Origin of the sequence: Enterococcus sp. DIV1059_2 (assembly GCF_051713685.1) — a bacterium.
GTDB lineage: Bacteria > Bacillota > Bacilli > Lactobacillales > Enterococcaceae > Enterococcus_D > Enterococcus_D casseliflavus.
Genome location: NZ_JBIOQK010000001.1, coordinates 3,021,282 through 3,042,503 on the forward strand (window position 1 = coordinate 3,021,282; position 21,222 = coordinate 3,042,503).

General features: G+C 43.8%; 24 protein-coding genes and 1 pseudogene. 7 read left to right on the forward strand and 18 right to left on the reverse strand.

What is annotated here, in order from left to right; translation table 11 throughout:
* Nucleotides 1–51 precede the first annotated feature (51 nt).
* The 4 genes and pseudogenes from IGI72_RS14360 to IGI72_RS14375 all read right to left on the reverse strand — a co-directional run bounded on the left by IGI72_RS14360 (nucleotide 52) and on the right by IGI72_RS14375 (nucleotide 3,054).
* Nucleotides 52–1,272 carry a hypothetical protein gene (locus IGI72_RS14360; protein ID WP_438754656.1) on the reverse strand — a complete coding sequence of 407 codons (1,221 nt, stop codon included), beginning with the start codon at nucleotides 1,270–1,272 and terminating at the stop codon, nucleotides 52–54.
* A gap of 117 nt (nucleotides 1,273–1,389) precedes the next feature.
* Nucleotides 1,390–2,274, reverse strand: coding sequence for a UDP-N-acetylmuramate dehydrogenase (gene murB, locus IGI72_RS14365; RefSeq protein ID WP_421758195.1), 885 nt, complete (start codon nucleotides 2,272–2,274; stop codon nucleotides 1,390–1,392).
* Nucleotides 2,275–2,628: 354 nt separating this feature from the next.
* A complete protein-coding gene (locus IGI72_RS14370) occupies nucleotides 2,629–2,706 on the reverse strand; it encodes a hypothetical protein (protein ID WP_438755107.1) in 78 nt (25 codons plus the stop codon).
* A 72-nt stretch (nucleotides 2,707–2,778) separates the two neighbouring features.
* Nucleotides 2,779–3,054, reverse strand: a pseudogene (locus IGI72_RS14375) (AbrB/MazE/SpoVT family DNA-binding domain-containing protein).
* Nucleotides 3,055–3,267: 213 nt separating this feature from the next.
* Between IGI72_RS14375 and IGI72_RS14380 the strand changes: the two are divergent.
* Both IGI72_RS14380 and IGI72_RS14385 read left to right on the forward strand, forming a co-directional pair.
* Nucleotides 3,268–4,020: an exodeoxyribonuclease III gene (locus tag IGI72_RS14380; protein WP_005234144.1), complete on the forward strand. Its 753-nt coding sequence runs from the start codon at nucleotides 3,268–3,270 to the stop codon at nucleotides 4,018–4,020.
* 84 nt (nucleotides 4,021–4,104) lie between these two features.
* Nucleotides 4,105–4,638, forward strand: a complete 534-nt coding sequence (locus IGI72_RS14385) for a 3'-5' exonuclease (protein ID WP_010749886.1) — start codon at nucleotides 4,105–4,107, stop codon at nucleotides 4,636–4,638.
* Between the two features lie 75 nt (nucleotides 4,639–4,713).
* Here the strand turns inward: IGI72_RS14385 and IGI72_RS14390 are convergent, their stop codons facing one another.
* The 5 genes from IGI72_RS14390 to IGI72_RS14410 all read right to left on the reverse strand — a co-directional run bounded on the left by IGI72_RS14390 (nucleotide 4,714) and on the right by IGI72_RS14410 (nucleotide 8,265).
* The gene (locus IGI72_RS14390) at nucleotides 4,714–5,229 is read right to left on the reverse strand and encodes a GNAT family N-acetyltransferase (protein WP_010749887.1); all 516 of its coding nucleotides are present in this window, start codon (nucleotides 5,227–5,229) and stop codon (nucleotides 4,714–4,716) included.
* Between the two features lie 16 nt (nucleotides 5,230–5,245).
* Nucleotides 5,246–5,770 (reverse strand): GNAT family N-acetyltransferase, encoded by a 525-nt coding sequence (locus tag IGI72_RS14395; protein WP_010749888.1) that lies wholly within the window; start codon nucleotides 5,768–5,770, stop codon nucleotides 5,246–5,248.
* Nucleotides 5,763–6,236 carry a tRNA (adenosine(37)-N6)-threonylcarbamoyltransferase complex ATPase subunit type 1 TsaE gene (tsaE, locus tag IGI72_RS14400; RefSeq protein WP_010749889.1) on the reverse strand — a complete coding sequence of 158 codons (474 nt, stop codon included), beginning with the start codon at nucleotides 6,234–6,236 and terminating at the stop codon, nucleotides 5,763–5,765. The genes IGI72_RS14395 and tsaE overlap by 8 nt, the downstream gene beginning before the upstream one ends.
* 214 nt (nucleotides 6,237–6,450) lie before the next feature.
* On the reverse strand, nucleotides 6,451–7,434 hold the full coding sequence (pta, locus tag IGI72_RS14405) for a phosphate acetyltransferase (protein WP_005228517.1): 984 nt from the start codon (nucleotides 7,432–7,434) through the stop codon (nucleotides 6,451–6,453).
* 141 nt (nucleotides 7,435–7,575) lie between these two features.
* Nucleotides 7,576–8,265, reverse strand: a complete 690-nt coding sequence (locus IGI72_RS14410; protein ID WP_015510245.1) for a uracil-DNA glycosylase — start codon at nucleotides 8,263–8,265, stop codon at nucleotides 7,576–7,578.
* 132 nt (nucleotides 8,266–8,397) lie between these two features.
* On the opposite strand from IGI72_RS14410, the gene IGI72_RS14415 reads away from it, so the two are divergent.
* Both IGI72_RS14415 and IGI72_RS14420 read left to right on the forward strand, forming a co-directional pair.
* The gene (locus IGI72_RS14415; protein WP_074535475.1) at nucleotides 8,398–9,267 is read left to right on the forward strand and encodes a Cof-type HAD-IIB family hydrolase; all 870 of its coding nucleotides are present in this window, start codon (nucleotides 8,398–8,400) and stop codon (nucleotides 9,265–9,267) included.
* Nucleotides 9,268–9,306: 39 nt separating this feature from the next.
* Nucleotides 9,307–9,828: an LURP-one-related/scramblase family protein gene (locus tag IGI72_RS14420; protein WP_005228514.1), complete on the forward strand. Its 522-nt coding sequence runs from the start codon at nucleotides 9,307–9,309 to the stop codon at nucleotides 9,826–9,828.
* Nucleotides 9,829–9,832: 4 nt separating this feature from the next.
* Here IGI72_RS14420 and IGI72_RS14425 read toward each other — a convergent pair whose 3' ends face one another.
* The gene (locus tag IGI72_RS14425; RefSeq protein ID WP_005228513.1) at nucleotides 9,833–10,399 is read right to left on the reverse strand and encodes a GNAT family N-acetyltransferase; all 567 of its coding nucleotides are present in this window, start codon (nucleotides 10,397–10,399) and stop codon (nucleotides 9,833–9,835) included.
* Nucleotides 10,400–10,492: 93 nt separating this feature from the next.
* Complete coding sequence (gene gloA2, locus IGI72_RS14430; RefSeq protein ID WP_438754657.1) at nucleotides 10,493–10,870, reverse strand: SMU1112c/YaeR family gloxylase I-like metalloprotein; 378 nt, start codon at nucleotides 10,868–10,870, stop codon at nucleotides 10,493–10,495.
* A gap of 136 nt (nucleotides 10,871–11,006) precedes the next feature.
* Between gloA2 and nrdI the strand changes: the two genes are divergently transcribed.
* A complete protein-coding gene (gene nrdI, locus IGI72_RS14435) occupies nucleotides 11,007–11,456 on the forward strand; it encodes a class Ib ribonucleoside-diphosphate reductase assembly flavoprotein NrdI (RefSeq protein WP_438754658.1) in 450 nt (149 codons plus the stop codon).
* A gap of 41 nt (nucleotides 11,457–11,497) precedes the next feature.
* Nucleotides 11,498–13,147 carry a MutS-related protein gene (locus tag IGI72_RS14440; protein WP_128488443.1) on the forward strand — a complete coding sequence of 550 codons (1,650 nt, stop codon included), beginning with the start codon at nucleotides 11,498–11,500 and terminating at the stop codon, nucleotides 13,145–13,147.
* 67 nt (nucleotides 13,148–13,214) lie between these two features.
* Here IGI72_RS14440 and IGI72_RS14445 read toward each other — a convergent pair whose 3' ends face one another.
* The 5 genes from IGI72_RS14445 to IGI72_RS14465 all read right to left on the reverse strand — a co-directional run bounded on the left by IGI72_RS14445 (nucleotide 13,215) and on the right by IGI72_RS14465 (nucleotide 19,051).
* Nucleotides 13,215–15,035 carry an LTA synthase family protein gene (locus tag IGI72_RS14445; RefSeq protein WP_159160764.1) on the reverse strand — a complete coding sequence of 607 codons (1,821 nt, stop codon included), beginning with the start codon at nucleotides 15,033–15,035 and terminating at the stop codon, nucleotides 13,215–13,217.
* Nucleotides 15,036–15,226: 191 nt separating this feature from the next.
* On the reverse strand, nucleotides 15,227–16,051 hold the full coding sequence (gene nadE / locus IGI72_RS14450) for an ammonia-dependent NAD(+) synthetase (RefSeq protein WP_010749896.1): 825 nt from the start codon (nucleotides 16,049–16,051) through the stop codon (nucleotides 15,227–15,229).
* A gap of 62 nt (nucleotides 16,052–16,113) precedes the next feature.
* Complete coding sequence (locus tag IGI72_RS14455) at nucleotides 16,114–17,580, reverse strand: nicotinate phosphoribosyltransferase (RefSeq protein ID WP_005228507.1); 1,467 nt, start codon at nucleotides 17,578–17,580, stop codon at nucleotides 16,114–16,116.
* Nucleotides 17,581–17,829: 249 nt separating this feature from the next.
* Nucleotides 17,830–18,183, reverse strand: coding sequence for a DUF1827 family protein (locus IGI72_RS14460; RefSeq protein ID WP_010749898.1), 354 nt, complete (start codon nucleotides 18,181–18,183; stop codon nucleotides 17,830–17,832).
* Nucleotides 18,170–19,051 carry an HAD-IIB family hydrolase gene (locus tag IGI72_RS14465; protein ID WP_086291835.1) on the reverse strand — a complete coding sequence of 294 codons (882 nt, stop codon included), beginning with the start codon at nucleotides 19,049–19,051 and terminating at the stop codon, nucleotides 18,170–18,172. The genes IGI72_RS14460 and IGI72_RS14465 overlap by 14 nt, the downstream gene beginning before the upstream one ends.
* Nucleotides 19,052–19,165: 114 nt before the next feature.
* On the opposite strand from IGI72_RS14465, the gene IGI72_RS14470 reads away from it, so the two are divergent.
* On the forward strand, nucleotides 19,166–19,939 hold the full coding sequence (locus IGI72_RS14470; protein WP_438754659.1) for a MerR family transcriptional regulator: 774 nt from the start codon (nucleotides 19,166–19,168) through the stop codon (nucleotides 19,937–19,939).
* Nucleotides 19,940–20,000: 61 nt separating this feature from the next.
* Here IGI72_RS14470 and IGI72_RS14475 read toward each other — a convergent pair whose 3' ends face one another.
* Nucleotides 20,001–20,918 (reverse strand): LacI family DNA-binding transcriptional regulator, encoded by a 918-nt coding sequence (locus tag IGI72_RS14475; RefSeq protein ID WP_010749901.1) that lies wholly within the window; start codon nucleotides 20,916–20,918, stop codon nucleotides 20,001–20,003.
* Nucleotides 20,919–20,931: 13 nt separating this feature from the next.
* Nucleotides 20,932–21,195 (reverse strand): hypothetical protein, encoded by a 264-nt coding sequence (locus IGI72_RS14480; RefSeq protein WP_005228502.1) that lies wholly within the window; start codon nucleotides 21,193–21,195, stop codon nucleotides 20,932–20,934.
* Nucleotides 21,196–21,222: the final 27 nt, after the last annotated feature.

Below are 21,222 nucleotides of genomic sequence, written 5' to 3' on the forward strand. Positions count from 1 at the left end.
CCAAAGTTAGCTTTTTGGCTAACTTAGGCGGTCGCTTCCCTTTTGAGTGTCTTATAAACTTTGTGTCACTTGGAGTGCTTCGACAAGCTCTTGATACTGCTCTTGGGTCAAATACTCTTCATAAAATGTCAGATAATCATCGATATCTGCTTGGGTCAAATAAGGCAGCTCTTGCTTGATTTGCAGCAGCAGTTCTTCAAACTCCTCATCCGTCAGCATATAAGAAGACCAATCATCGGCTTCATCATAGCTATCCCAGTACTCATCATCATAATCATTTTCATCCCCATCGTCATAGCTGTCATCCCAACCATAATCATAGGGAGAAAACAATTCTTCTGGGTCAATCAATTCTTCCGCTGTAGGGATTGCAACAGCAGTATCACTTTTCTTCCCTGTAAAAGTCACCGTGGCTCCGATAGTGGTTTGCAGCTCATCCGCTTGCACGAAGTGAAAAGCCATTTTCTGCTGATTTGTTTTCGTATTGACGGTCATGGCTAAGTCAAACTGCTCAACTTCTTCCAACATCGTTTCTAATTCGGCGACTTGATTTTGATCGGCGCCGTGTTCTTGAGCATAGGTTGCATAATCTGCCAATTCTTCTTTGGTAAACGTGTGGCTGATCGTATCTCCATCTCTTTTGAAAGCATCTGGTTCAAAGGTTTTCAAATAGTCTGCAAACGTCTCATTATGAAAAAGACTGTTCATCGTAAAGAGGTTTTCAGGCTCTTTTTCTGCTTCGGTTGTCCCCTCGCCGTCCTCTGCAAAAGTTCCTTCGCCAAAGTAAGAATCTAAGGTTTCTTGATCGATGCGCAGGTATTTGCCTTCATATTCCGCAGCGTCTGGTTTTGTCCCATAACTGTCACTACCAAATGCGCTGATATACCCTTGCAGTGTTTCATAGATTTCAGCTGACACATACGCTTCTTGTTTTTCTGGATCGACGATCAGCTTGATCGGCAGCTCCTGCCCCCCAAAAGCGACTGCCAGATTGAGTAAAATCGCTTTGGTTTCTTTGTCCTGGACGAAGTCCCCTTTAAATGACGAACCGACTAACTGTGACATCAACATGGAGGCATACCTATCGGCTTCTTGACCGTATTCGCTGCTGCTGCCCATCTCAAAGGTATCGATCGTCGCTTGGAATTCACCAGCATTCGCTGCTTGCTGATTCGTCAACTGTTCGGCAAACTGTTCTTGCGGTAATTTCGTACAACCACCGAAAAGAAAGGCGAACCCAACAAACAAAATGACGCGTCCCCACTTTTTCATCCTGCTCACTCCTTTTCGTTTATTGTACCGAAGACTGAGAAAGCTTACAAACCTAAGCTCTTTTTTATCAGCTCTCATAAAAAAAAGACTGCCCCTCAGGACAATCTTTTTGCTATTCTATTCTTCGCCGATGATTCGGACTTCTGTTTCTAAGGTGACATCAAAGGTTTCTTTGATGACTTGTTGGATATGAGCGATCAGTTCAACGTAATCCGTTGCAGTGGCTTGATCGACATTCACGATAAAGCCCGCATGTTTTTCCGAAATTTGGGCTCCGCCCCATTTCAATCCTTGTAAGCCTGCATCTTGGATCAGCTTGCCGGTAAAATGACCGACTGGACGTTTAAAGACACTCCCACAAGAGGGGTATTCTAGCGGTTGCTTCAATTGCCGCAATTCTGTCAGTTCATCCATCCGCTTTTTGATTTGCTCTTGATCGCCTTTTGCTAAATCAAAGCGACTGCTTAAAATGATCATCTTTTGCTCTTGTAATTTGCTATGACGATAAGCAAATTCCATTTCATCCTTGGTATAAGTCACGATTTGACCATTAGCCAGCAAAACGTCGCAGGACGCAAAGACATCTTGGATTTCGCCATCATAGGCGCCAGCATTCATAAAGACGGCACCGCCGACACTGCCAGGAATCCCGCAGGCAAATTCAAAACCAGTCAACGATTCATGCAAAGCGACATAGGTGGTATCGATCAACTTTGCTCCAGCATCGACGATCAAAGAAGTGCCGTCCACCACGATTTGGTTCATTTCTGATAGCATGATCACCACGCCGCGAATACCACCGTCACGGACGATCAAGTTGCTGGCATTTCCTAAGACGATCCAAGGAATCGCTTGTTCTCGGCAATAATCAAGCAGCTGTTTGGCTTCATCTGCTGTTTTGGGAAAAGCCAAAATGTCTGCCGGTCCACCAGTTTTTGTATACGTATAGTTCAATAAGGGTTCATCTTTTAATAAGGCAATTTCAGGGAATTGCGCAATCATCAAGTCTTTATTCACGAGAAGGTTTCCTTTCACAATAAACATCTCACTTATTTTAGCATGTTCAAGGAAAAGTTGCTACCTCTGGTGAATCAAAGAAAAGCTTAATGGTCGAATGACCCATAAGCGCCTCTTTTCGAATGACCTGATTAATAAAGAGTAAGCTTCAAAAAAAGTGTTTTGTTATTTCAGATAATCGTTCTTTCATCTCCGTAGTGACTTTATCGACTACTTCTAAGTTGCTGCGATGCAAGAAGTCCACACTGCAAATATGCTGACAAAGAATCGTCCCTTGAACTTTACTTTATTGTGTTTCGGTAACTGTTTGAAACGCATTCGATCGAGCAAATTTTTCTTCTACATATTTTTTGAGCTACTGATTGGCATCACTAAGATGGTATTGAAACTCTTGTTATAATAATCATTACTAACCACTACACACGGTCTTTTTTTGCCATTTCATTTCCTTTGGTGGGATTTAAGTCAATAAAAGAATATCTCCTTGCCTTACCATTCAATGTTCTCCTCACCTAAATCTTTTTCAAAAAACATCTCACCTGTGTCAAATTTTCCCATTTCTTCTATGATCGCTAATTCTTGTTTCCAAAAAGCTTCAAAAGAAGGTGCTGCTTTTTCGCCTCTTACCTTGATCTCACCTTCTGGGGTAAATTCAAAAATTACCTAGTGATTCTCTTTTAAGCCTAGTATTTGCCGCACACTTTTTGGAATAGTTATTTGATTTTTCGAAGTCATTTTCGCTGAAACTTGCGCTTTGATCGTCATGAAACTGCCCCCTTTTCAAAATGACTGTATCATAAAATGGAAGTAAGCGTAAGGAGCCATCGTTCCTTTTCCGTACTACAAACGAATTTTCTCTAGCATCCAAATTTAATCCTCATTCTTCCTCCTTGTTTTCCTCATTCCGCTCACTTGCTTTGCGCTTCTGGCTTTTTTAGGTAAAATGGGAGGCGTAGTGGAAAATAAGGAGGAGTCTCAATGAAATTTATTTCTTGGAATGTGAATGGTTTACGGGCCATCGTTAAAAAAAATTTTTCTGAAGTGTTTGAAGCCCTCGATGCTGATTTCTTTTGTTTACAAGAAACAAAGCTGCAAGAAGGTCAGATCGAATTGGATTTACCAGGCTATCATCAATACTGGAATTATGCGGAGAAGAAAGGCTATTCTGGCACAGCAATTTTCGCAAAAGAACCTGCACTATCGGTCCGTTATGGATTAGGAATCGAAGAACATGATACGGAAGGTCGCGTCATCACGCTGGAGTATCCTGAATTTTTCTTGATTACTTGCTACACACCGAATTCCCAAAATGAATTGCGCCGCTTGGATTATCGCATGACTTGGGAAGATGCCTTTTTGGCTTACTTGACTGAATTGAAACAACAAAAGCCAGTGATTCTCTGCGGTGATTTGAATGTTGCCCATAAAAATATCGACATCAAAAATTGGAAAACCAATCAAAAAAGTGCTGGGTTTACACCTGAAGAACGGGAAAAGTTTTCGACTCTTTTGGCTGCTGGCTTTACCGATACGTTCCGCTATTTCTATCCAGATGCAGAAGGTATTTATTCTTGGTGGAGCTACCGTTTCAACGCTCGCAAAAACAATGCTGGCTGGCGCATCGATTACTTTGTCGTTTCGGATGACTTAAATGAGCGCTTGCTAGACGCCAAGATCCATACAGATATCATTGGCAGTGACCATTGTCCGGTGGAACTGGATCTCAACTAACCGTAAGAAAACTTCAGTTTTTCTTAACGTTTGTTCGCTTTTCATTCTTTGATTTTGTGCTAGAATGGCAATGAGGTGAGTCTGATGAATTTTATCGCAATGGACTTTGAAACAGCAAATTATCAAAAGCATAGTGCCTGTTCCCTTGCACTAGTCATGGTACAAGATAGCAAAATCGTGGGCGAATATTACACATTGATCCAACCGGAAACGGAATTTTTTTGGAAAAACATTCAAATTCATGGCATCCGTCCAGAAGATGTACAAGAAGCGCCTAAGTTTCCTGACGTATGGAAACAAATCCAACAATATTATCAACTGAACAGTTTGATCGTTGCGCATAACGCTGGTTTTGATACTGGAGTTTTGGCGGGATGTCTTGATTATTATGGGTTGTCACAACCAAATTATCTTTCCTTATGCACGGTGCGAACGAGCCGCAAGCTGTATCCAGAATTTACGAACCACAAATTAAACACGGTTTGTGAGCAATTACAGATTCCTTTACTAAACCACCATGATGCACTAGAAGATAGTCGGGCATGTGCCCAAATCTTATTGCGTCAAGAAGAAGAATTTGGTATCGATCCATTAAAAAAATTGGTTTTAGTCAAATAAATAAGAACGTGCGTCCTAAAGTCAGCATTGCGCTAGCCTTTAGGACGCACGTTTTCATTTAAGGAAGGATTCATTTTAAGTCAGATCGATCCAATAATGACAGATTATAGCGCCATCTTCAGGATCAATGACTTTTTCTGTCAATTTACCACCGTTGTTTTCAATGACTTTGGCGGAGGCGCGATTGGCTTCTTCACAGGTTACTAACACGTTGTTCAAGCCAAATTGTTTGGCCTTTACCAATGACTGTGCCAACATTGCCGAGCCGATGCCTTGCTTTCGATGGTCTGGGTGCACTGAATACCCGATGTGTCCGCCAATTTGGCGCAAATACGCATTAAGTGTCAGACGCAGATTCAAGAGACCGACCACTTTTTGATCTTGGATAGCCAGATAGGTACGGGCGGGAACGAATCCTTCTGGTACCGTTTCTGCTGTTTTAAAATCCACCAATCCCTCTAGCCAGTCTTTGGCTGTGGGACTTTCTACAAGTCCTGCCCCACCATGGATGACTTCTTGATTCTTCTCGAAGGCTTGCCGATACGCTTCGATTTGATCGCAGTCTGCGATCGTCGGTTCCCGAAACTCCATTTCCTTCACTCCTTTTTTATGATTCAAAAAGACGTGCCATCATCAAGACGTCAACTTTTTGCCCCTCGCGGGTTTGCACCGCTTCTTTCATACAGCCTTCTGTTAAAAAACCAAATTTTTGATACAGATGGATCGCCCGTAAATTTCTCGCTTGAACGGTCAACTCGATGCGGGTCAATTCGCCAACTTCTACTACCCAGTCCAGTAATTCTTCAATCAGGAGCGAACCTAAGCCTAAGCCCCAATAGTCTTTTAAAATCGAGATACCGATCTCCCCGACATGGGCTAATTGCCACTCTTCATGGCCTTTGACTGATGCCATGGCGATCAATTGTTCTTGATCAAATGCCAACAACAGCAAATAGTCGTCCCGTTCATAGATAGCGTCCAGCTGTTCTGCCAATAAGGCTTCTGGCAACGCCAAGCCGCTTTCGTCCATCAAAAGAAAATCCGTTTCTTCTCCTAGCTGTTGACTGACTGCTAACACAGCTTTGGCATCAGCACCCGTGGCTTCTTTGATCTGTAATTGGATCTCACTCATGGGCTGCCTGCCATTTTGTTGTGATCCGTTGCAAAAAGGCGGTTGCTTTGGTGCCATATGCATGACATTTCACAAGACGTTTTTGTTCATCTGTATCATCTTTTTCCAAAATCAGTTCTAAATAATCCTCTGGCAGGGAGGCTTCTAAGAGATTGCCCCATTCGATCACACACAAGCCATCCCCTTCGAAATAATCATCCAGTCCTAAATCTTCTGCACCGTATTCCACCCGATAGACATCCATATGATACAGCGGTAGCCGCCCATTGGTATATTCACGAATGATCGTATAGGTCGGACTTTTGATCAGTTGCTCGATTCCTAGCCCCAAGGCGATGCCTTTCGTCAAGGTTGTTTTGCCAGCACCTAAATCGCCCGTCAATACCAGATTATCCCCTGGCTCGGCTGCCTCTCCAATGATTTTTGCAAATGCTGCGGTTGCTTCTAAGTCGTTAATGGTAAACATAGTCCCCATCCTTTGATCAATCTAATTTACTAGTTGCTAGTATAGCTTGTTTTTCAAGGAATTGTAAAGAAGGAGCTTAGGGAAAATTTCCCGACGATCACTGGATCGTTGCTTTTGCGCACACTTCCTCCTTTGCTGCCCTCAACTTTCCAAGAGCAAAACAAAAAACTGATCCTCAAGAGATCAGTTTTTCATAAGTGCAGCGATTGGCTGCTTATTTTTCCATTAGTGTTTGTGCCGCAGTAATGATTGATAATTTGTAGACATCTTCTTCATTTGAACCACGAGACAAATCAGAGATTGGTTTGTTCAATCCTTGTAAGATTGGTCCAATCGCTTCAAAGTTACCGAAACGTTGGGCGATCTTGTAACCAATGTTTCCTGATTGTAAATCTGGGAAAACAAAGACGGTTGCTTTACCTGCTACTTCAGATTCAGGAGCTTTCAATTGCGCAACTGCTGAGATATACGCAGCATCGAATTGCAATTCTCCATCGATTTGGTATTCTGGTGCCAATTCTTTGGCGATTTTTGTTGCTTCAACGACTTTATCTACTTCTGGTGCTTTCGCAGACCCTTTCGTTGAGAAGCTTAACATAGCAACTTTTGGATCGATTTCAAATAATTCAGCGGTTTTCGCTGAGTCAACAGCGATTTCTGCCAATTCTTGTGCAGTTGGGTTTACATTGATGGCACAGTCTGAGAACAAGTATTTTTCTTGGTCACGACCACGAACCATTAAGAAAGCACCACTTGTACGGCTCACACCTGGTTTTGTTTTGATGATTTGTAAAGCGGGTCTTACTGTATCACCCGTAGAATGGATCGCTCCTGAAACCATTCCTTCAGTAATGCCCATGTAAGTCAACATTGTACCGAAATAGTTGACATCTTTTAAGATTTCTTCTGCTTGTTCTTTCGTTGCTTTGCCGTTGCGGCGTTCCACAAAAGCTTCAACCATTTCATCCCAACGATCATAATTTTCAGGATCTAAAATTTCAAAGTTTGATACGTTGATTCCGCGAGCTTCCGCTGCTTTTTCGATTTCAACCGGGTTACCGATCAAAACAGGTTCAATTAATTCTTCTGAACGTAAACGGCTAGCAGCACCTAGGATACGAGGATCTGTTGCTTCAGGAAAAACGATTTTGATATGACGACGCACGATTTTAAATTTTAAACTTTCGAATAATTCCACGGGTAAAGACCTCCAGTTTTTTTATACCCTTCCATTGTACAATAATTGCGAAAAAAAGAACAGATAAAAATCCTGTATTAGTCGATTATTTTAAATATCGTTACCTTTTTCACAAGTTTACTCATTCTAAATAACACAGTTTTACAACTGTGTTATTTTTTCTGGCAACGCCCAGGAAATCGGTTCTTCCCCTAACGCCAGCAATGCTTGATTGATCTTAGAAAAAGGCTTCGAACCAAAGAATCCTCGATGCGCTGATAACGGACTTGGATGAGGCGCTGTTATAATAATATGTTTGCTAGTATCTAGCAAAGCGGCTTTCTTTTGGGCGGGTTTGCCCCAAAGCACAAAAATGACCGGTTCTTCTCGTTGATTCAATTTTTCGATGATCGTATCAGTCAGCTGCTCCCAGCCATGCCCGTGATGTGAATAGGCTTGCCCTTCACGTACTGTCAACACGGTATTCAACAATAAGACCCCTTGTTGCGCCCAAGGTACGAGATAACCGTGGGACACAGGTGGAATCCCTAAGTCATCAGCTAATTCTTTGTAAATATTCCGCAACGAAGGCGGTATTTTGACCCCAGGCTGTACGGAAAACGACAGTCCGTGGGCTTGGTGAGGGCCATGATAAGGATCTTGACCTAAGATGACAACTTTTACGTCATGGTATGGTGTCAGTTTTAAGGCTTCATAAATATGATCCATTGCTGGATGGATCGTTTGCTGGGCATATTCTTGTTTCAAGAAAGTCCGCAGTTGTTGGTAGTACGGCTGCTCAAATGATTCCTGCAATTGTTCTTGCCAATCATTGTCCAATAGTCGTTTCATGGCGAATCTCCTTTGTTTTCTTCTAGGATAACAAATCCCTCCCCTTAGAAACAAGAATTACTCTTCGAAAGAAAAAAAATGCGCGATTTATGGTACACTATTTGTAGAAACGATTAAGAAAGGACGCTGACAATGATCAAATTAATTGCTTCTGATATGGATGGTACGCTTTTAAATGCTAGTATGCAGATTTCAGAAGAAAATATCCAAGCAATCAAATATGCCCAATCCAAAGGAATCGAATTTATGGTCGCAACTGGCCGTAACCGCAAAGAGGCTTTGCCGCCGCTGCAAGAAGCCGGGATCGACTGTGCAATGATCACCTTGAATGGTGCCCAAGTCTACGACGAAGCGGGTAATTCATTATTTACTGTGCCGATCAGCCATGATCAAACTCGTTCGTTGATCGACCTACTCAAAGAAAACGACATCTATTTTGAGATCTCCACGAGCAACGGGATCTATTCGGAAAGCCAAACACGTCGGATCGAAAATTTTGCGATCCACACGGCAGAAGCAATGCCCCATTTAACCCATAAGATGGCGATTGCTATGACAGCAGCCCGTTTGGAATTTTTACCGATCAATTATGTCGATGATTTCAGTGAGTTGTTTTCGATCGAAGAATTAGAATTTTTGAAAGTGATCTGCTTCCATCAAGATGGTGCGCGGGTATTGGGTCCTATCACGAAAATCATCGATGGGTACGGCGATCTAGTGGTGACTTCTTCTGGACAAAACAATATTGAGATCAACCACCGAAACGCGCAAAAAGGAATCGCAGTGGCGCATGTCGCTAAGGATCGGATGATCTCACTGGAGGAAGTGATGACGATCGGTGACAACTTAAATGACGTAAGTATGCTGCAACTGGCAGGCGTTAGTTTTGCAATGGGAAATGGCGAGTTAGAGGTAAAAGAAGCCGCGAAGTATTTGACGGACACCAATATTGAGTCTGGTGTCGGCAAAGCGATCGTTCGGGCAATTGATGAAAATCTTTAAATCACGCAGCTTTTTGGGGATACATGAGGAGGCGTAAGTATGTCAGAATTTTTCATCCAAGACAGACAACTTAGCAGAGTCACACGCACCATTGTCAAAGATGAAACAGGCAAATCACTGTTTTTAATGGTGGGCCGTTGGGGAACTAAGGGCGATGCTCTTTCCCTTTACCGCTTGAATGGGCAAATGGTTGCTAGTATCAAACAAATCAGTTTTACTTTTGGTACGCGCTTTGAGATCTACAAAGACTTTGAGAAAGTCGGTACACTGCAGAAAATCTTTAACTGGCCGGGTGATTTCTACTATATCCAGCAGCTTCACTGGGCGGTCCACGGCGATATCTACAATCATCGCTATGGGATCCATCATTTCAATAAAAAGATCATGGAAATGGATAAGGCGACCTTATTGACGGGGGATTATTATGTACTGGATGTCGTTGATGATCGGGATGCACCGGTCTGCATCTGTATCGCTGCCGTCATGGATTACTGGCTGTACAATCGGCACCGCAAGAAAGACCATCCTCTTGAGCTTCGACTAACAAATGGAACCAGCTGAAAAATCAGCTGGTTCTTTTTTGCATATGGTCGTATAGGTGGCCACTGATCTCTCTTTGGGCCACGACTTCAAAACCATGTTTTTCATAGAGCCGCTTCGCATGGGGATTTGCTCGATCCACACTCAAGCCGATCACCTCATAGCCATCTCTAGAAGCAATTTTCGGCAACGCTTCTAATAAGGCTGAGCCGACACCTTTGCCGCGAAATTTCTCAGCCACACAGATGGTATCTAAGTACCATTCATTTGGTAAGGTTTCTTCATCGATAAACAGCTTCATGTCTTTACTCAAACCGTACTGTTCCAGCACTTTATCTAGAGGCTGATCGATCGTCGCCTCTTCTTTGTCTGGGTATCCAAAGGCGACCCCAGCAACCTCCCCGTCGATCTCATTGACCAACGCACGGCGAAAGCCGTAACGATAGTCGGGTTCTAGCATGGCATCTGCCAAGATCTCTAAGGTCTTTGCTTCACCGATCTCTTTGACAAACGGCAATTCCATATCCTTTAAAATGACTAAAACGAGTTCAGCCATGACAAAGCGATCTTCTTTTTTTGCAAATCTTATCACGTTTTCTCCTCCTTACTTCTATACATAGAATAACAATTCTCTCAAGAAAAACCAAGTTGAATCGACAAAGGATCCACACAAAGTTTTCCTTATTTATTCCTGCAATTCCAACGGCAAGCCGTCTGGATCTTGGAAAAAGGTCATTTTCTTATTCGTAAAGGTATCGAAACGAATCGGTTCACACGCAATTCCTTTGGCGGCTAACTTTGCCACGACTGCTTCAATATTTTCCACCGCAAATGCCAAATGCCGCAAGCCAGCTGCTTCGGGGAAACTTGGTCTTGCTGGTGGGTTTTCCACCACAAACAGTTCTATTTCTGATTCCCCAAAGCGCAGGTCGATTTTTACATCTTTCTTTTCTGGGCGCGCATGTTCACGAATCACTTCAAAGCCTAATTTCTCTACATAAAATTCTTTGGTCTGCTGGTAATCACTGGCGATGATCGCCACATGATGCATTTTTGAAAACATTATTGCCACTCCTTTGTATTGGACTCCTCTCTCAGTGTAAAGCCTTTGGCTGCATTTTACTAGAAAAGACTGCCGAAGTTCTCCTCTTTTCATAAATGGTTTCTGTTATACTAGAAAGCGGAAGGTGATGAAAAAAATGAAACTACTTTATATTTCAATCTCTGGAAATACCCGTGCATTCGTCAACCGCTTGTTGGCCTATGCGGATCAGCAAGACACTCCGAGTACTTGGGAAGCCAAAGAAATTCATGACAACAGTGTGTTTGAACAAGAAGACGAACCTTATGTGGTTTTTGTCCCTACCTATTTAGAAGGTGGAAATGGCGTCGATAACGGCGATCAGGAGATTCTCACAGAAACCATGCGGGAATACATTGACTATGAAAACAACGCAGCTCTTTGCTTAGGCGTGATCGGCAGTGGCAACAAAAACTTCAATTATCAATATTGCTTGACCGCAATGCAATATGCGGAGCAATTTTCGTTCCCGTTCTTAGCGGATTTCGAGCTGCGAGGAACGACCCAAGATATTGAACGGATCTATGCTTGTTTGAAAGAAATTGATCCTGCCCACAGCAACACTTAACTTTAGCCAGAATTCATTAGCCATTAGGAGGACTTTTGCATATGGAACCACAAACGATGGTCATTTTGATCATACTCGCCAGCATTCTCATCTTGACCGCATTAGATATCTGGAATCGATACAAAGTACGCCGTTACGTTCGGCTTGCTTGGGGAAAGCTTCCCCGTCAGCCCCGCTTTGATAAAGAAGCGAGTTTGAAAAAGGCTTGGCTGACTGAGAAGAAGTTTCACGATTTTGATAGCGAGGTCGATGACATCACTTGGTATGACTTGGATGGCTTTTCGTTGTTTGAGTCCATTAATCTGACGTTTTCCAGTGTTGGTTCAGAAGCATTGTACCAGCAATTACGCAATTTTCGCTTCAAGACGGACAAACAGCTGACCAAATTGATCGACTTTTTTGCTGCTGACAGTGCCGCACGCGAACAATCCCAATATACGTTTGCTCGTTTAGGAAAACAAGATGATAATTTTTCGAAAGCCTACTTGGCCAATGAAGCTGCGCAATCGATCGGCTCTCTGCCGTTCTTTGTCTTTTTAGGTGTGCTGCCGTTAGTCGGCATCTTGCTGCTCCTGCTGGGGTTTGTCCAAGGCATCCTGTTGACGTTGGTTAGTGTCGTTTTCAATACGATCTATTACTCCATCAAAAAAGCCAAGCTGGAAACAGAACTGAACAGCATGCGCTATTTGGTTCAAACGATTGCCTGTGGCAGTCAGATCGCTAAAATCAACACGCCCCTCCAAGATGAGATCAAACAATCCTTGGCACCATTAAAAAAGATCACTCGTTTCGCCTTTTCGTTTCGTGCCAAAAACGGCAGCGAAGGAGACATGTTGTTTGAATACATCAATATCATTTTTATGCTGCCGTTTATTTCCTATCAAACGGTCACTACTACCCTGGCAAAGCACCAACAAGCAGCCATCGATCTGTGGAATTTGCTGGGAAAATTGGAAGTCGCAGCCGCCATTTTAAATTTTCGCACGTATATGCCCATCACTTGCCTACCGACCTTCCAAACAAGCGGAGGTGTACAAGCAACGGGTACGTATCACCCGCTTCTAAGTGAAGCAGTCATGAATGATGTTGCTTGGACCCACAATACCCTCGTGACTGGCTCCAATGCCTCGGGCAAATCGACGTATGTCAAAAGCATCGCCATCAATTGCATCTTGGCACAAACGATCCAGACAGCAGTTGCCGAAACCTTTACGATGGTTCCCGGTCACGTCATTACCTCGATGGCTGTCGAAGATGATTTATTTGAAGGCGACAGCTATTTCGTAGCAGAGATCAAATCCATCAAACGCCTACTAGACACCGTTGCCACAAACCAGCGCTGCTATTGTTTTGTTGATGAGATTTTAAAAGGAACCAATACGGTGGAACGGATCGCTGCTTCTGCCAGCATCATCCATTGGCTGCGAGCCTACCCATCATTGGCATTTGTCGCCACTCATGATATTGAGCTGACTGAAATATTGAAAAATGACTGCTGCAACATTCATTTTTCTGAACAAGTCACGGAAGATGACGGCATCTCCTTTGATTACAAGGTCAAATCCGGTCCTGCCTTGAGCCGCAATGCAATCGCCCTCTTAAAAGTCATGGGCTACCCTGAAACGATCGTTCAAGACGCCTATGCCGCCGCCAATGATTTTGATCAAAACCGTAAATGGCAGGATTTATAACTTCATACAAACAAAAGCGCCTTATCCTGTGACTAACACTGGGATAAGGCGCTATTTTACGTTTCAGTTAGTCAAACAAACCAGTCGTTAAACTGTATTGCTCTCCTTGTAACACATCGTATTGGATCAAATTGTAGGCATCATAGATTTCTTGGGCTTCTTGATCCAATGCAAGGGTCGTCTGCCATTGCCCGCCTTGATAGTATTGACCCATTTCAAAAGCTGGCAGCTCATCTTGCAAGGCCAATAACAACTGGTAAAACCCGCTCGTTGGTTGGTCACTGGCTTCTAATAGGTTCGGCGCAAAGTAAAAGGGACTTGTTACAGGTACATCTTCTGGGGCAAAATTTCCTTGCGAATCGACCATCAAAAACTCCGTTTCATGCAGGGCAGCCGTTTCATTTTGCTCCTTGATCTCATCGGCATAAATGCCTGGTAAATGATCCCCCCAAAAGACGACCAGCGTTCGCCGATCCAGCTGCTCTAATTCAGCTACAAAGTTTTTCAATGCTGTACTGCTGTAGGAGATATCCTGCAGGTAGTTTTCCAAAGAAGCCATATTGCCCGGACCGCTTGCTTGGTAATTCAAGGTATCGTATTTACCAGCATACGGCATATGGGTCTGCATCGTCACTAAATGGACAAATTGCGGTTGCTGATCGTTTTCCAACAATGCCAGCACTTCTTTGTAGGCCGCCTCATCAGAAATATAAGGATTATTTTCGATTTTGTCGGTATAGGTCATCGTCTCTTGATCGATAAACTGTTCAAACCCCATCACGCCATAGACATCCTTGCGTTTGTACATCGATGTATCGTAAGGATGGATCGCCGTTGCCGTATACCCTGATTGTTCCAAGAAAGAAACCAAGGATGGCAGTTGCGTCAATTTCGGCACCAGCATCGTGTAAGGCGTCGTCATTTGCGGATTCAATAGGCCCATGGCAAAACCAGTCAGCGCTTCAAACTCGATGTTTGCCGTACCGCCTCCATAATTTTGCGAAAGCATTTTTCCACTGATGGTTTGATCGGCGACGTGGTAATAGTCTTTCAACGGATCGCCGGTGATCGACAAGCCATTTAAATGGCTCGGGTCGGAAAAGCTCTCGCTCATCACATAGACGATATTTGGTGCTTCACTTTCACGGTCTTGATTTTTCTCCGCAGCCTGTGCATTGTAGGTGTCCGCAATCGCTTGGATCGCTTCTTTTGAATACCCCTCAGGCTTCGTCATGGCATCTACCCGCAGGTTGTACAAAAACCCACCGATGAATCCCGTATTGTAGTAGTTCATTTTTTGTGAATACGGAATCCAGAGCGCCGTCTGATTGTAGGCTTTGCGTAAAAGGTTGTTGCTGTCATTGAAGTGAGAAACATAGACTAAGCCCAGCGAGCATACGACCAGCACCGCTCCTCGCATCACTTGCAAACGCAGGTTTAATTTGCGGCTGCGATAGATACTCCAGCCGATCGCTCCGATCGCCGCCAGAGCGAAGAGGATGGCTAAGAAAAAGGCGCCATTGCCGATCATGGTTCGAAGAAGATCGAATTGAGTGACCATCTTTAAATCATCGGGATAGATTGGTTCTTGGCGATAGACCATCTTTGTGTGGTTGGCATATCCTAAGATTCCGATGACGACACTATAAAAGACGCCTCCGATCAGTACCGAACCTGCCAAGCTGGCAAACACCCCATACACCAGCAGTAGCACCCCACAAGCCAAGAAAAACTTTGCTGTATGCCACGAAAAGGCAAATTTCAGAGCTAATTCAACGGAAAGATTGTTTTGACACCATTGCAAATATAAATTACTGAAAATGATCAACAGGACGATGGCGATGCCTTTTAATGCGATCTTCAGATAAGGATGGCTATTTATTTTCACGAAGGAACATTCCTCCTTTTCTACACATTCTAGGTACCCTCGTATTTTATGCTTTCGAGGCAAGAAAGTAAAGCCGAGGTAAGAAGCTTTTGTTATTTTTAAAGAAAGCAAGCCTCATAAAAAAAGAGTCTAAGGTTTCTTGCCCCTAGACTCTTCTTTCTATCCGAATGGAACTCAATCATTGGTTTCGTTTATTTCCAAAAATCATCAAAAATCGTGACTGGCAAGTGGCGTTTGTGTTGCGTTTTGTTCCACCAGTTTTCAATGGTTTGTTGGGCTTCAGCCGAAATTTCCTTGCCTTCTAAATAGTCATCGATGTCGTTGTAGGTCACTCCTAAAGCTGCTTCATCTGCCACTAAAGGTTTGCCATCTTCCAAGTCCGCAGTTGGGACTTTTGTATACAACGCTTCTGGCGCGCCTAAGTATTGCAAGAGTTGACGGCCTTGGCGTTTATTCAAACGAAATAGTGGTAAAATATCGGCTCCGCCATCCCCGTACTTCGTAAAGAAGCCGGTGATGTTTTCCGCAGCATGATCTGTTCCCAGAACAGCCCCTGCTTTTTCACCCGCAATGGCATATTGCGTGATCATCCGTTGACGGGCTTTGATATTGCCTTTGTTAAAGTCGGAAACCGCTAACCCTGCTTCTTCCACCGCTTGTACTTGCGCATCGACGGCGGCTTTGATGTTTACCCGCAGCTCAATGTCTGGTTGGATAAACGCTAGCGCTTTTTTGGCATCTTCTTCGTCTGCTTGTTCCCCATAAGGTAAGCGTACCCCTATGAACTGATAGTTAGGATTCCCAGTTTCGCTGCGCATTTCCTCCATCGTCAATTGCGCAAGCCGTCCAGCTAACGTCGAATCTTGTCCACCACTGATCCCCAAGACAAACGTATGCAAGAACGGATTCTTTTGCAGATACGCCTTTAAAAAATCAATACTCTTACGAACTTCTTCTTTCGGGTCGATGGTCGGTAAGACTCCTAATTCTTTGATAATTTCTTGTTGCATGGTCATAGAAACGCCTCCTCTTATTTTTTGAAGCAGCTGACTGATCCTAGGACCAGCGCAGTTGCGGATTACAAAATCGCGCCATTGGTTTGTTTGCGTACTTTTTCAATCGTGCGCATTTTATGATCCCAGCATTCTTGCGAAAGATCGACTGGGTATTTCTGTGGGTTCAAGTCACGTTTGTACTCGTCCCAAAGGGAGTCCAAGCAATTCGTCGCATAGGCTTTGATGTGTTCTAAGTCAGGCACTTGATACACTTGCTGGCCATCCACAAAGATGTCTTGCAATAATGGTCGCGCATCAAAGTTCGTCACTGTTTTGTTGATAAAGGTATGAACAGGATGGAACATGAACAGTTCGTCTTCTGCTTGTGGATTTTCTTCCCATAGCGTGACATAATCGCCTTCTGACTTGCCGTCAGATTTACGGGTGATCCGCCAAACTTGTTTTTTCCCAGGAGTCGAAACCTTTTCAGCATTGCTGGATAATTTGATGGTGTCGATCATTTCTCCCTGCTCATTTTCGATGGCCACCAGTTTATAAACCGCGCCTAATGCCGGTTGATCGTAAGCGGTGATCAGCTTGGTGCCGACACCCCACACATCGATTTTCGCCTTTTGCATTTTCAAGCTTAGAATCGTATTTTCGTCTAGATCATTGGAAGCATAGACTTTGGCTTCCGTGAATCCCGCTTCATCCAGCTGTTCACGGACTTTTTTCGAGATATACGCCATATCGCCGCTGTCGATCCGCACACCTAAGAAATTGATCTTATCCCCCATCTCTTTGGCCACACGAATCGCATTTGGCACACCTAAGCGCAATGTATCATAGGTATCGACTAAGAATACGCAATCTTTGTGGGTTTGGGCATATGCCATAAATGCATCATAGTCATTGCCGTAGGATTGCACGAGGGAATGGGCGTGGGTTCCGCTGGCTGGGATGCCAAAAATCTTCCCTGCCCGCACATTACTCGTCGCATCTGCTCCGCCAATATAAGCCGCTCGGGTCCCCCAAATGGCTGCATCCAATTCTTGTGCCCGTCGTGAACCAAATTCCAACAAGGGATCCGTGCCGATCACGGATTTGATGCGGGCCGCTTTCGTGGCGATCAGTGTTTGGAAATTGACCATATTCAGTAACGCCGTTTCGATCAACTGTGCTTGTGCCAACGGCCCTTCTACTTGAATGATCGGTTCATTGTTGAAGACTAAATCGCCTTCTAACGCAGAACGAACGGTACAAGCAAACTTGAACTCCTTTAGATACTCTAAAAAGGCTTCTGGATAGCCGCCGATTTCTCGCAAGTAGGCAATATCCGTTTCTGAAAAGGATAAATCGTTCAAATAGTCGATCAATCGTTCCAGACCGGCAAAGATCGCATAGCCGTTTTCAAAAGGCATGTCACGGAAATAGCATTCAAACACCGCATTACGATCGGCTCTGCCTAACTCCCAATAGGTTTGCATCATGTTGATTTGGTAGAGATCGGTGTGCAGCGTCAAGCTGTCATCTTTAAATAATTTCTGCATGTTCTTACTCCCTCTAGCTTACTTCTTCTCATTATAGCAAAAAAAACACAAAAGACAGAAAATCTTGTTTTTTTCAAAAAAAAGTTGGGTTTTTGCTAGTACAAGGCAATCCATCTGAGAACAAATTGCTCAAAAGCATGGGTCAGCCTCCTACTTATTGGCGCATCATTCCTGCGCGCGTATAAGGTCGCCCCTTTGTTCAACGTTTGATTGCTCTTGCAACGTGCATGTCCCAACTTCTTTCAACTACTATTCTTTCACAGGCAATTGAACAAGAATGACATCTTTCCTCGGTTTAGAAAAGGTGATGCCTCTTGCTTCCATTTCTTTACGAATATTAACATTGACGGTCACGTCTTTGCGATCGACCTTCAGCAAACGATGAATCGCTGTGTCGACTTCTTCCCGACTGATTTTCTTTTTATTGTTGATCAATACTAAAGAAATCGTATCAAAACTATCCACATAGAGAATCTGCGTCCGATCAAGCGAGTACAATTTATAGTATTTGATCGCTATTTTGTCGAATAGATACTTGGAGATGTTCGGGTAAAAAGTTTCCATATTTAGATTTTGGTTTACTGGGGTTTCAATCAACTTCATGCACAACATCCTCTCTCGAAACTAATTCTGTTAAAATAAAGCGGCCAACACCGCCGTCTTCCGCGCGCTCAATGGTTCGATCACAAACTGCTTTGATCGCTGGGCTGGCATTTGCTACAGCCAAAGAAACATCCACCGCTTCAAACATCGCAAGGTCATTTTCACCATCACCGATCCCGTAGCTTTTGGCAGCGGGAAAAGCTTCTAAAAAGGAACGGATCGCGGCACCTTTGGTCGCCAATGGATCAACGATCTCCAGTGTTTGGACAAAGGATTGAAAAATCGCAGCCGTTTCTGATTGGATCATCGCCCGCAGCCGTTCTCTTTTTTCGTCTGACGCTTCCATCAGTTCGATTTTGATGACCTTTATCTCTGGATGTTCCTTCATAAACTGCAGCACGTCGTCTTTATGAAGACATTCGTTGTAAAAGAACTCATATTTGTAGTCAGCGATGATTTGTCCTCGCTCCCCTAACTCCGCGAGTAACTGCTTGCGGCTTTCTTGAAACTGCGCTTCATACAAATGCGCTTGTGGGGAAATGATGCCATGGTCAGTATGTAAGAAATAAAAAACCTCTTCTGTTTCTAAGATACCAATCACTTGCGCCAATGTCTTATAGGGCAAGGTATGCGTCAAAACAGGCGCTTCTCCTTTTACCATCAGACCAGCGCCGTTTCCAAAAATCACATCGCAGGAAAGGCCTTCTTCCGCCATCATATCTTGAACAAGCTCAAATCCTCGCCCTGTGACAAACACAAAGTGATCCCCTTGGGCTTGCAAACAACGGATGGCTTCTTTATTGATCTCATGAATCGGGTGCCCCATTTCTTGGAACGTCCCATCAATATCAGAAAAAACTATTTGCATCTTATCTTCCTTTCTTTGTTATAATTATAGCACATTTTAAAAAACGCAAAAAAATTTTCTTGACTTTGTCGTTACGTCAACCTTTAGGATACAGGTGTAAGGAGGGAAAAGCCGATGGAATATACGATCAGTGCCTTAGCTAAACTGTCAGGAGTCAGCAGCCGTACCCTGCGGTATTATGATCAGATCAAGTTGTTACAACCGCAACGCACCAACTCAGCTGGTTACCGTATCTACGGGAGACAGGAAGTCGATCGCCTACAGCAGATTTTATATTTTAAGTCTTTTGGGCTGTCATTAGAAACAATCCGCGGAATCTTGGATGAGCCACAGGAATCGATCCAAACAGTCTTGTTGCAGCATTACCAACAGCTTTTACAAGAGCGAGCAGCCCTGGACAGTCTTTTGACCACCTTAGCGCAAACAATTGATTATTATGAAGGAGAAAAGACGATGACCGATCAAGAGAAATTCCGTTATTTTAAGGAACAAAAAATTCGTGAAAACGAAGCGAACTACGGTGCCGAATTACGAGAAGCCTACGGTGAGGAAATCATCGAACAAAGCAACCAAAAGTGGCAGCAGATGACCCAAGTCGATTATCAAGCACTGAACGACAACGAAAACCGCTTATTGCAGCTGATAAAAGAGCTATTGAATGAAAAGGAAGGGAAACGAATCCCTTCTGACAAAGCCGAAAAGGCTTTTGCTGCGCATCAAGCATGGCTTAAACAAGCAGCGCCCTTTTACTCAGCAGAATATCACCGATCTTTAGGGGAAATGTACGTTCAAGACGAGCGTTTTACCGCCTATTACGATCAAAAAGCAGGCGTCGGCAGCGCGCAGCTGTTGAAACAGATCATTGACCATTACACCAAATCCCATTAAAAAAACGATGCGCAAGCACTGCCCGCTCAGGGGAACTGTTTGCGCATCGTTTCGTCTGTAGCTATCGTTTGATGAACTCATAGGGCATGCGATAGTTGCCGCTTTTTTCCATTACCGCCAATTGGACGGCAGTCTCCCCGCAAGCTTGCAAGTGATGATCGATCGTTGAAAGCTGCAGCAGCTCGCTGATGTATAGATTGTCCCGTCCAATCACGAGCCATTCTCCCGGCGCCTGCGACTGGATCCCAGCAGCAACATGATCCCCATTGGTGAAAATCGCTTCGACTCCTTTATCTGCAAAATAAGCAGCCGCTTCTTTGCCATCTTCTTCCGTCAAACAATCCCAAAAAATCAAGTCTTCGGAAAAGGTCGAAAAATAGTCATGAGCCAAACGGACCGTGATTTTTGAATTGCTGCTGAGCTTGCGGCTACGTCCCAATGTCACGCCGATTTTCTGGATGCCTTGTTCCTTAAAATACGTGAAGACCTCCTTGATCGATTCCTCTCGATCGATATAAGTGCAGCCGTCAGTCAAATACGAGATATTTTCACAAAAGACGATGCGTCCGTATGAACGATAAGGCAATAAGGTTTCGATCGGATTCGCCCGCGAGGTAATGATCAAAGCATCAAAGCTTTTCGCCGCAAATTCTTGCAAATATGCTTCCTCTACTTGCGGATCATAGTTCGTGGCTAAAAGCGTCACCTTATAGCCACGAGCAAACGCTGCTGTCGTGATGCCGCTCAATAATCGATCAAAATAGGGATGATTGACAAACGGCAGGATCACACCGATATTTTTGGTTTTGCCGACACTTAATGCCCGCGCCGTGTAATTCGGAATATAGTTGACCTCTTCCATGACAGCCAGGATCTTACGACGCTTTTCTTCACTGACATAAGGATTGTTATTAATGACTCGTGAAACCGTTGAGACCGAATAGCCGGTCAAGCGTGCAATATCCCGAATGTTTGCCATGACTCACTGCTCCTTAAACGAATAATTGTTCTTTCATATAGTCTATCACACTTAGCCCACATGTATAAAATTCATAGTAGTCGTTGTGATGGATAAATCCGATGCGCTGAGACCCGAAGTGTTCATCACACGTCAAGTGACTGATCTCATCCACAGGAATTTCTACTAACCGTTCTTGAAAGAACCCTTTTGGCTTCGTCAATACCAGTTGTTGTCCATCAAATGCCAACGTCACATAACAACATTCCGCACCATTTTTCTTCATGTATGTATTCATGTTTCCATCCCGCCTTCCTTTTTATAA

What these genes read in the sequence shown, in the direction of transcription:
- IGI72_RS14360 (WP_438754656.1), bottom strand. Translation starts at nt 1,272, where the DNA reads ATGAAAAAGTGGGGACGCGTCATTTTGTTTGTTGGGTTCGCCTTTCTT.
- murB (WP_421758195.1), bottom strand. Translation starts at nt 2,274, where the DNA reads ATGATTGCGCAATTCCCTGAAATTGCCTTATTAAAAGATGAACCCTTA.
- IGI72_RS14380 (WP_005234144.1), top strand. Translation starts at nt 3,268, where the DNA reads ATGAAATTTATTTCTTGGAATGTGAATGGTTTACGGGCCATCGTTAAA.
- IGI72_RS14385 (WP_010749886.1), top strand. Translation starts at nt 4,105, where the DNA reads ATGAATTTTATCGCAATGGACTTTGAAACAGCAAATTATCAAAAGCAT.
- IGI72_RS14390 (WP_010749887.1), bottom strand. Translation starts at nt 5,229, where the DNA reads ATGGAGTTTCGGGAACCGACGATCGCAGACTGCGATCAAATCGAAGCG.
- IGI72_RS14395 (WP_010749888.1), bottom strand. Translation starts at nt 5,770, where the DNA reads ATGAGTGAGATCCAATTACAGATCAAAGAAGCCACGGGTGCTGATGCC.
- tsaE (WP_010749889.1), bottom strand. Translation starts at nt 6,236, where the DNA reads ATGTTTACCATTAACGACTTAGAAGCAACCGCAGCATTTGCAAAAATC.
- IGI72_RS14410 (WP_015510245.1), bottom strand. Translation starts at nt 8,265, where the DNA reads ATGAAACGACTATTGGACAATGATTGGCAAGAACAATTGCAGGAATCA.
- IGI72_RS14415 (WP_074535475.1), top strand. Translation starts at nt 8,398, where the DNA reads ATGATCAAATTAATTGCTTCTGATATGGATGGTACGCTTTTAAATGCT.
- IGI72_RS14420 (WP_005228514.1), top strand. Translation starts at nt 9,307, where the DNA reads ATGTCAGAATTTTTCATCCAAGACAGACAACTTAGCAGAGTCACACGC.
- gloA2 (WP_438754657.1), bottom strand. Translation starts at nt 10,870, where the DNA reads ATGTTTTCAAAAATGCATCATGTGGCGATCATCGCCAGTGATTACCAG.
- nrdI (WP_438754658.1), top strand. Translation starts at nt 11,007, where the DNA reads ATGAAACTACTTTATATTTCAATCTCTGGAAATACCCGTGCATTCGTC.
- IGI72_RS14440 (WP_128488443.1), top strand. Translation starts at nt 11,498, where the DNA reads ATGGAACCACAAACGATGGTCATTTTGATCATACTCGCCAGCATTCTC.
- nadE (WP_010749896.1), bottom strand. Translation starts at nt 16,051, where the DNA reads ATGACCATGCAACAAGAAATTATCAAAGAATTAGGAGTCTTACCGACC.
- IGI72_RS14455 (WP_005228507.1), bottom strand. Translation starts at nt 17,580, where the DNA reads ATGCAGAAATTATTTAAAGATGACAGCTTGACGCTGCACACCGATCTC.
- IGI72_RS14460 (WP_010749898.1), bottom strand. Translation starts at nt 18,183, where the DNA reads ATGAAGTTGATTGAAACCCCAGTAAACCAAAATCTAAATATGGAAACT.
- IGI72_RS14465 (WP_086291835.1), bottom strand. Translation starts at nt 19,051, where the DNA reads ATGCAAATAGTTTTTTCTGATATTGATGGGACGTTCCAAGAAATGGGG.
- IGI72_RS14470 (WP_438754659.1), top strand. Translation starts at nt 19,166, where the DNA reads ATGGAATATACGATCAGTGCCTTAGCTAAACTGTCAGGAGTCAGCAGC.
- IGI72_RS14475 (WP_010749901.1), bottom strand. Translation starts at nt 20,918, where the DNA reads ATGGCAAACATTCGGGATATTGCACGCTTGACCGGCTATTCGGTCTCA.
- IGI72_RS14480 (WP_005228502.1), bottom strand. Translation starts at nt 21,195, where the DNA reads ATGAATACATACATGAAGAAAAATGGTGCGGAATGTTGTTATGTGACG.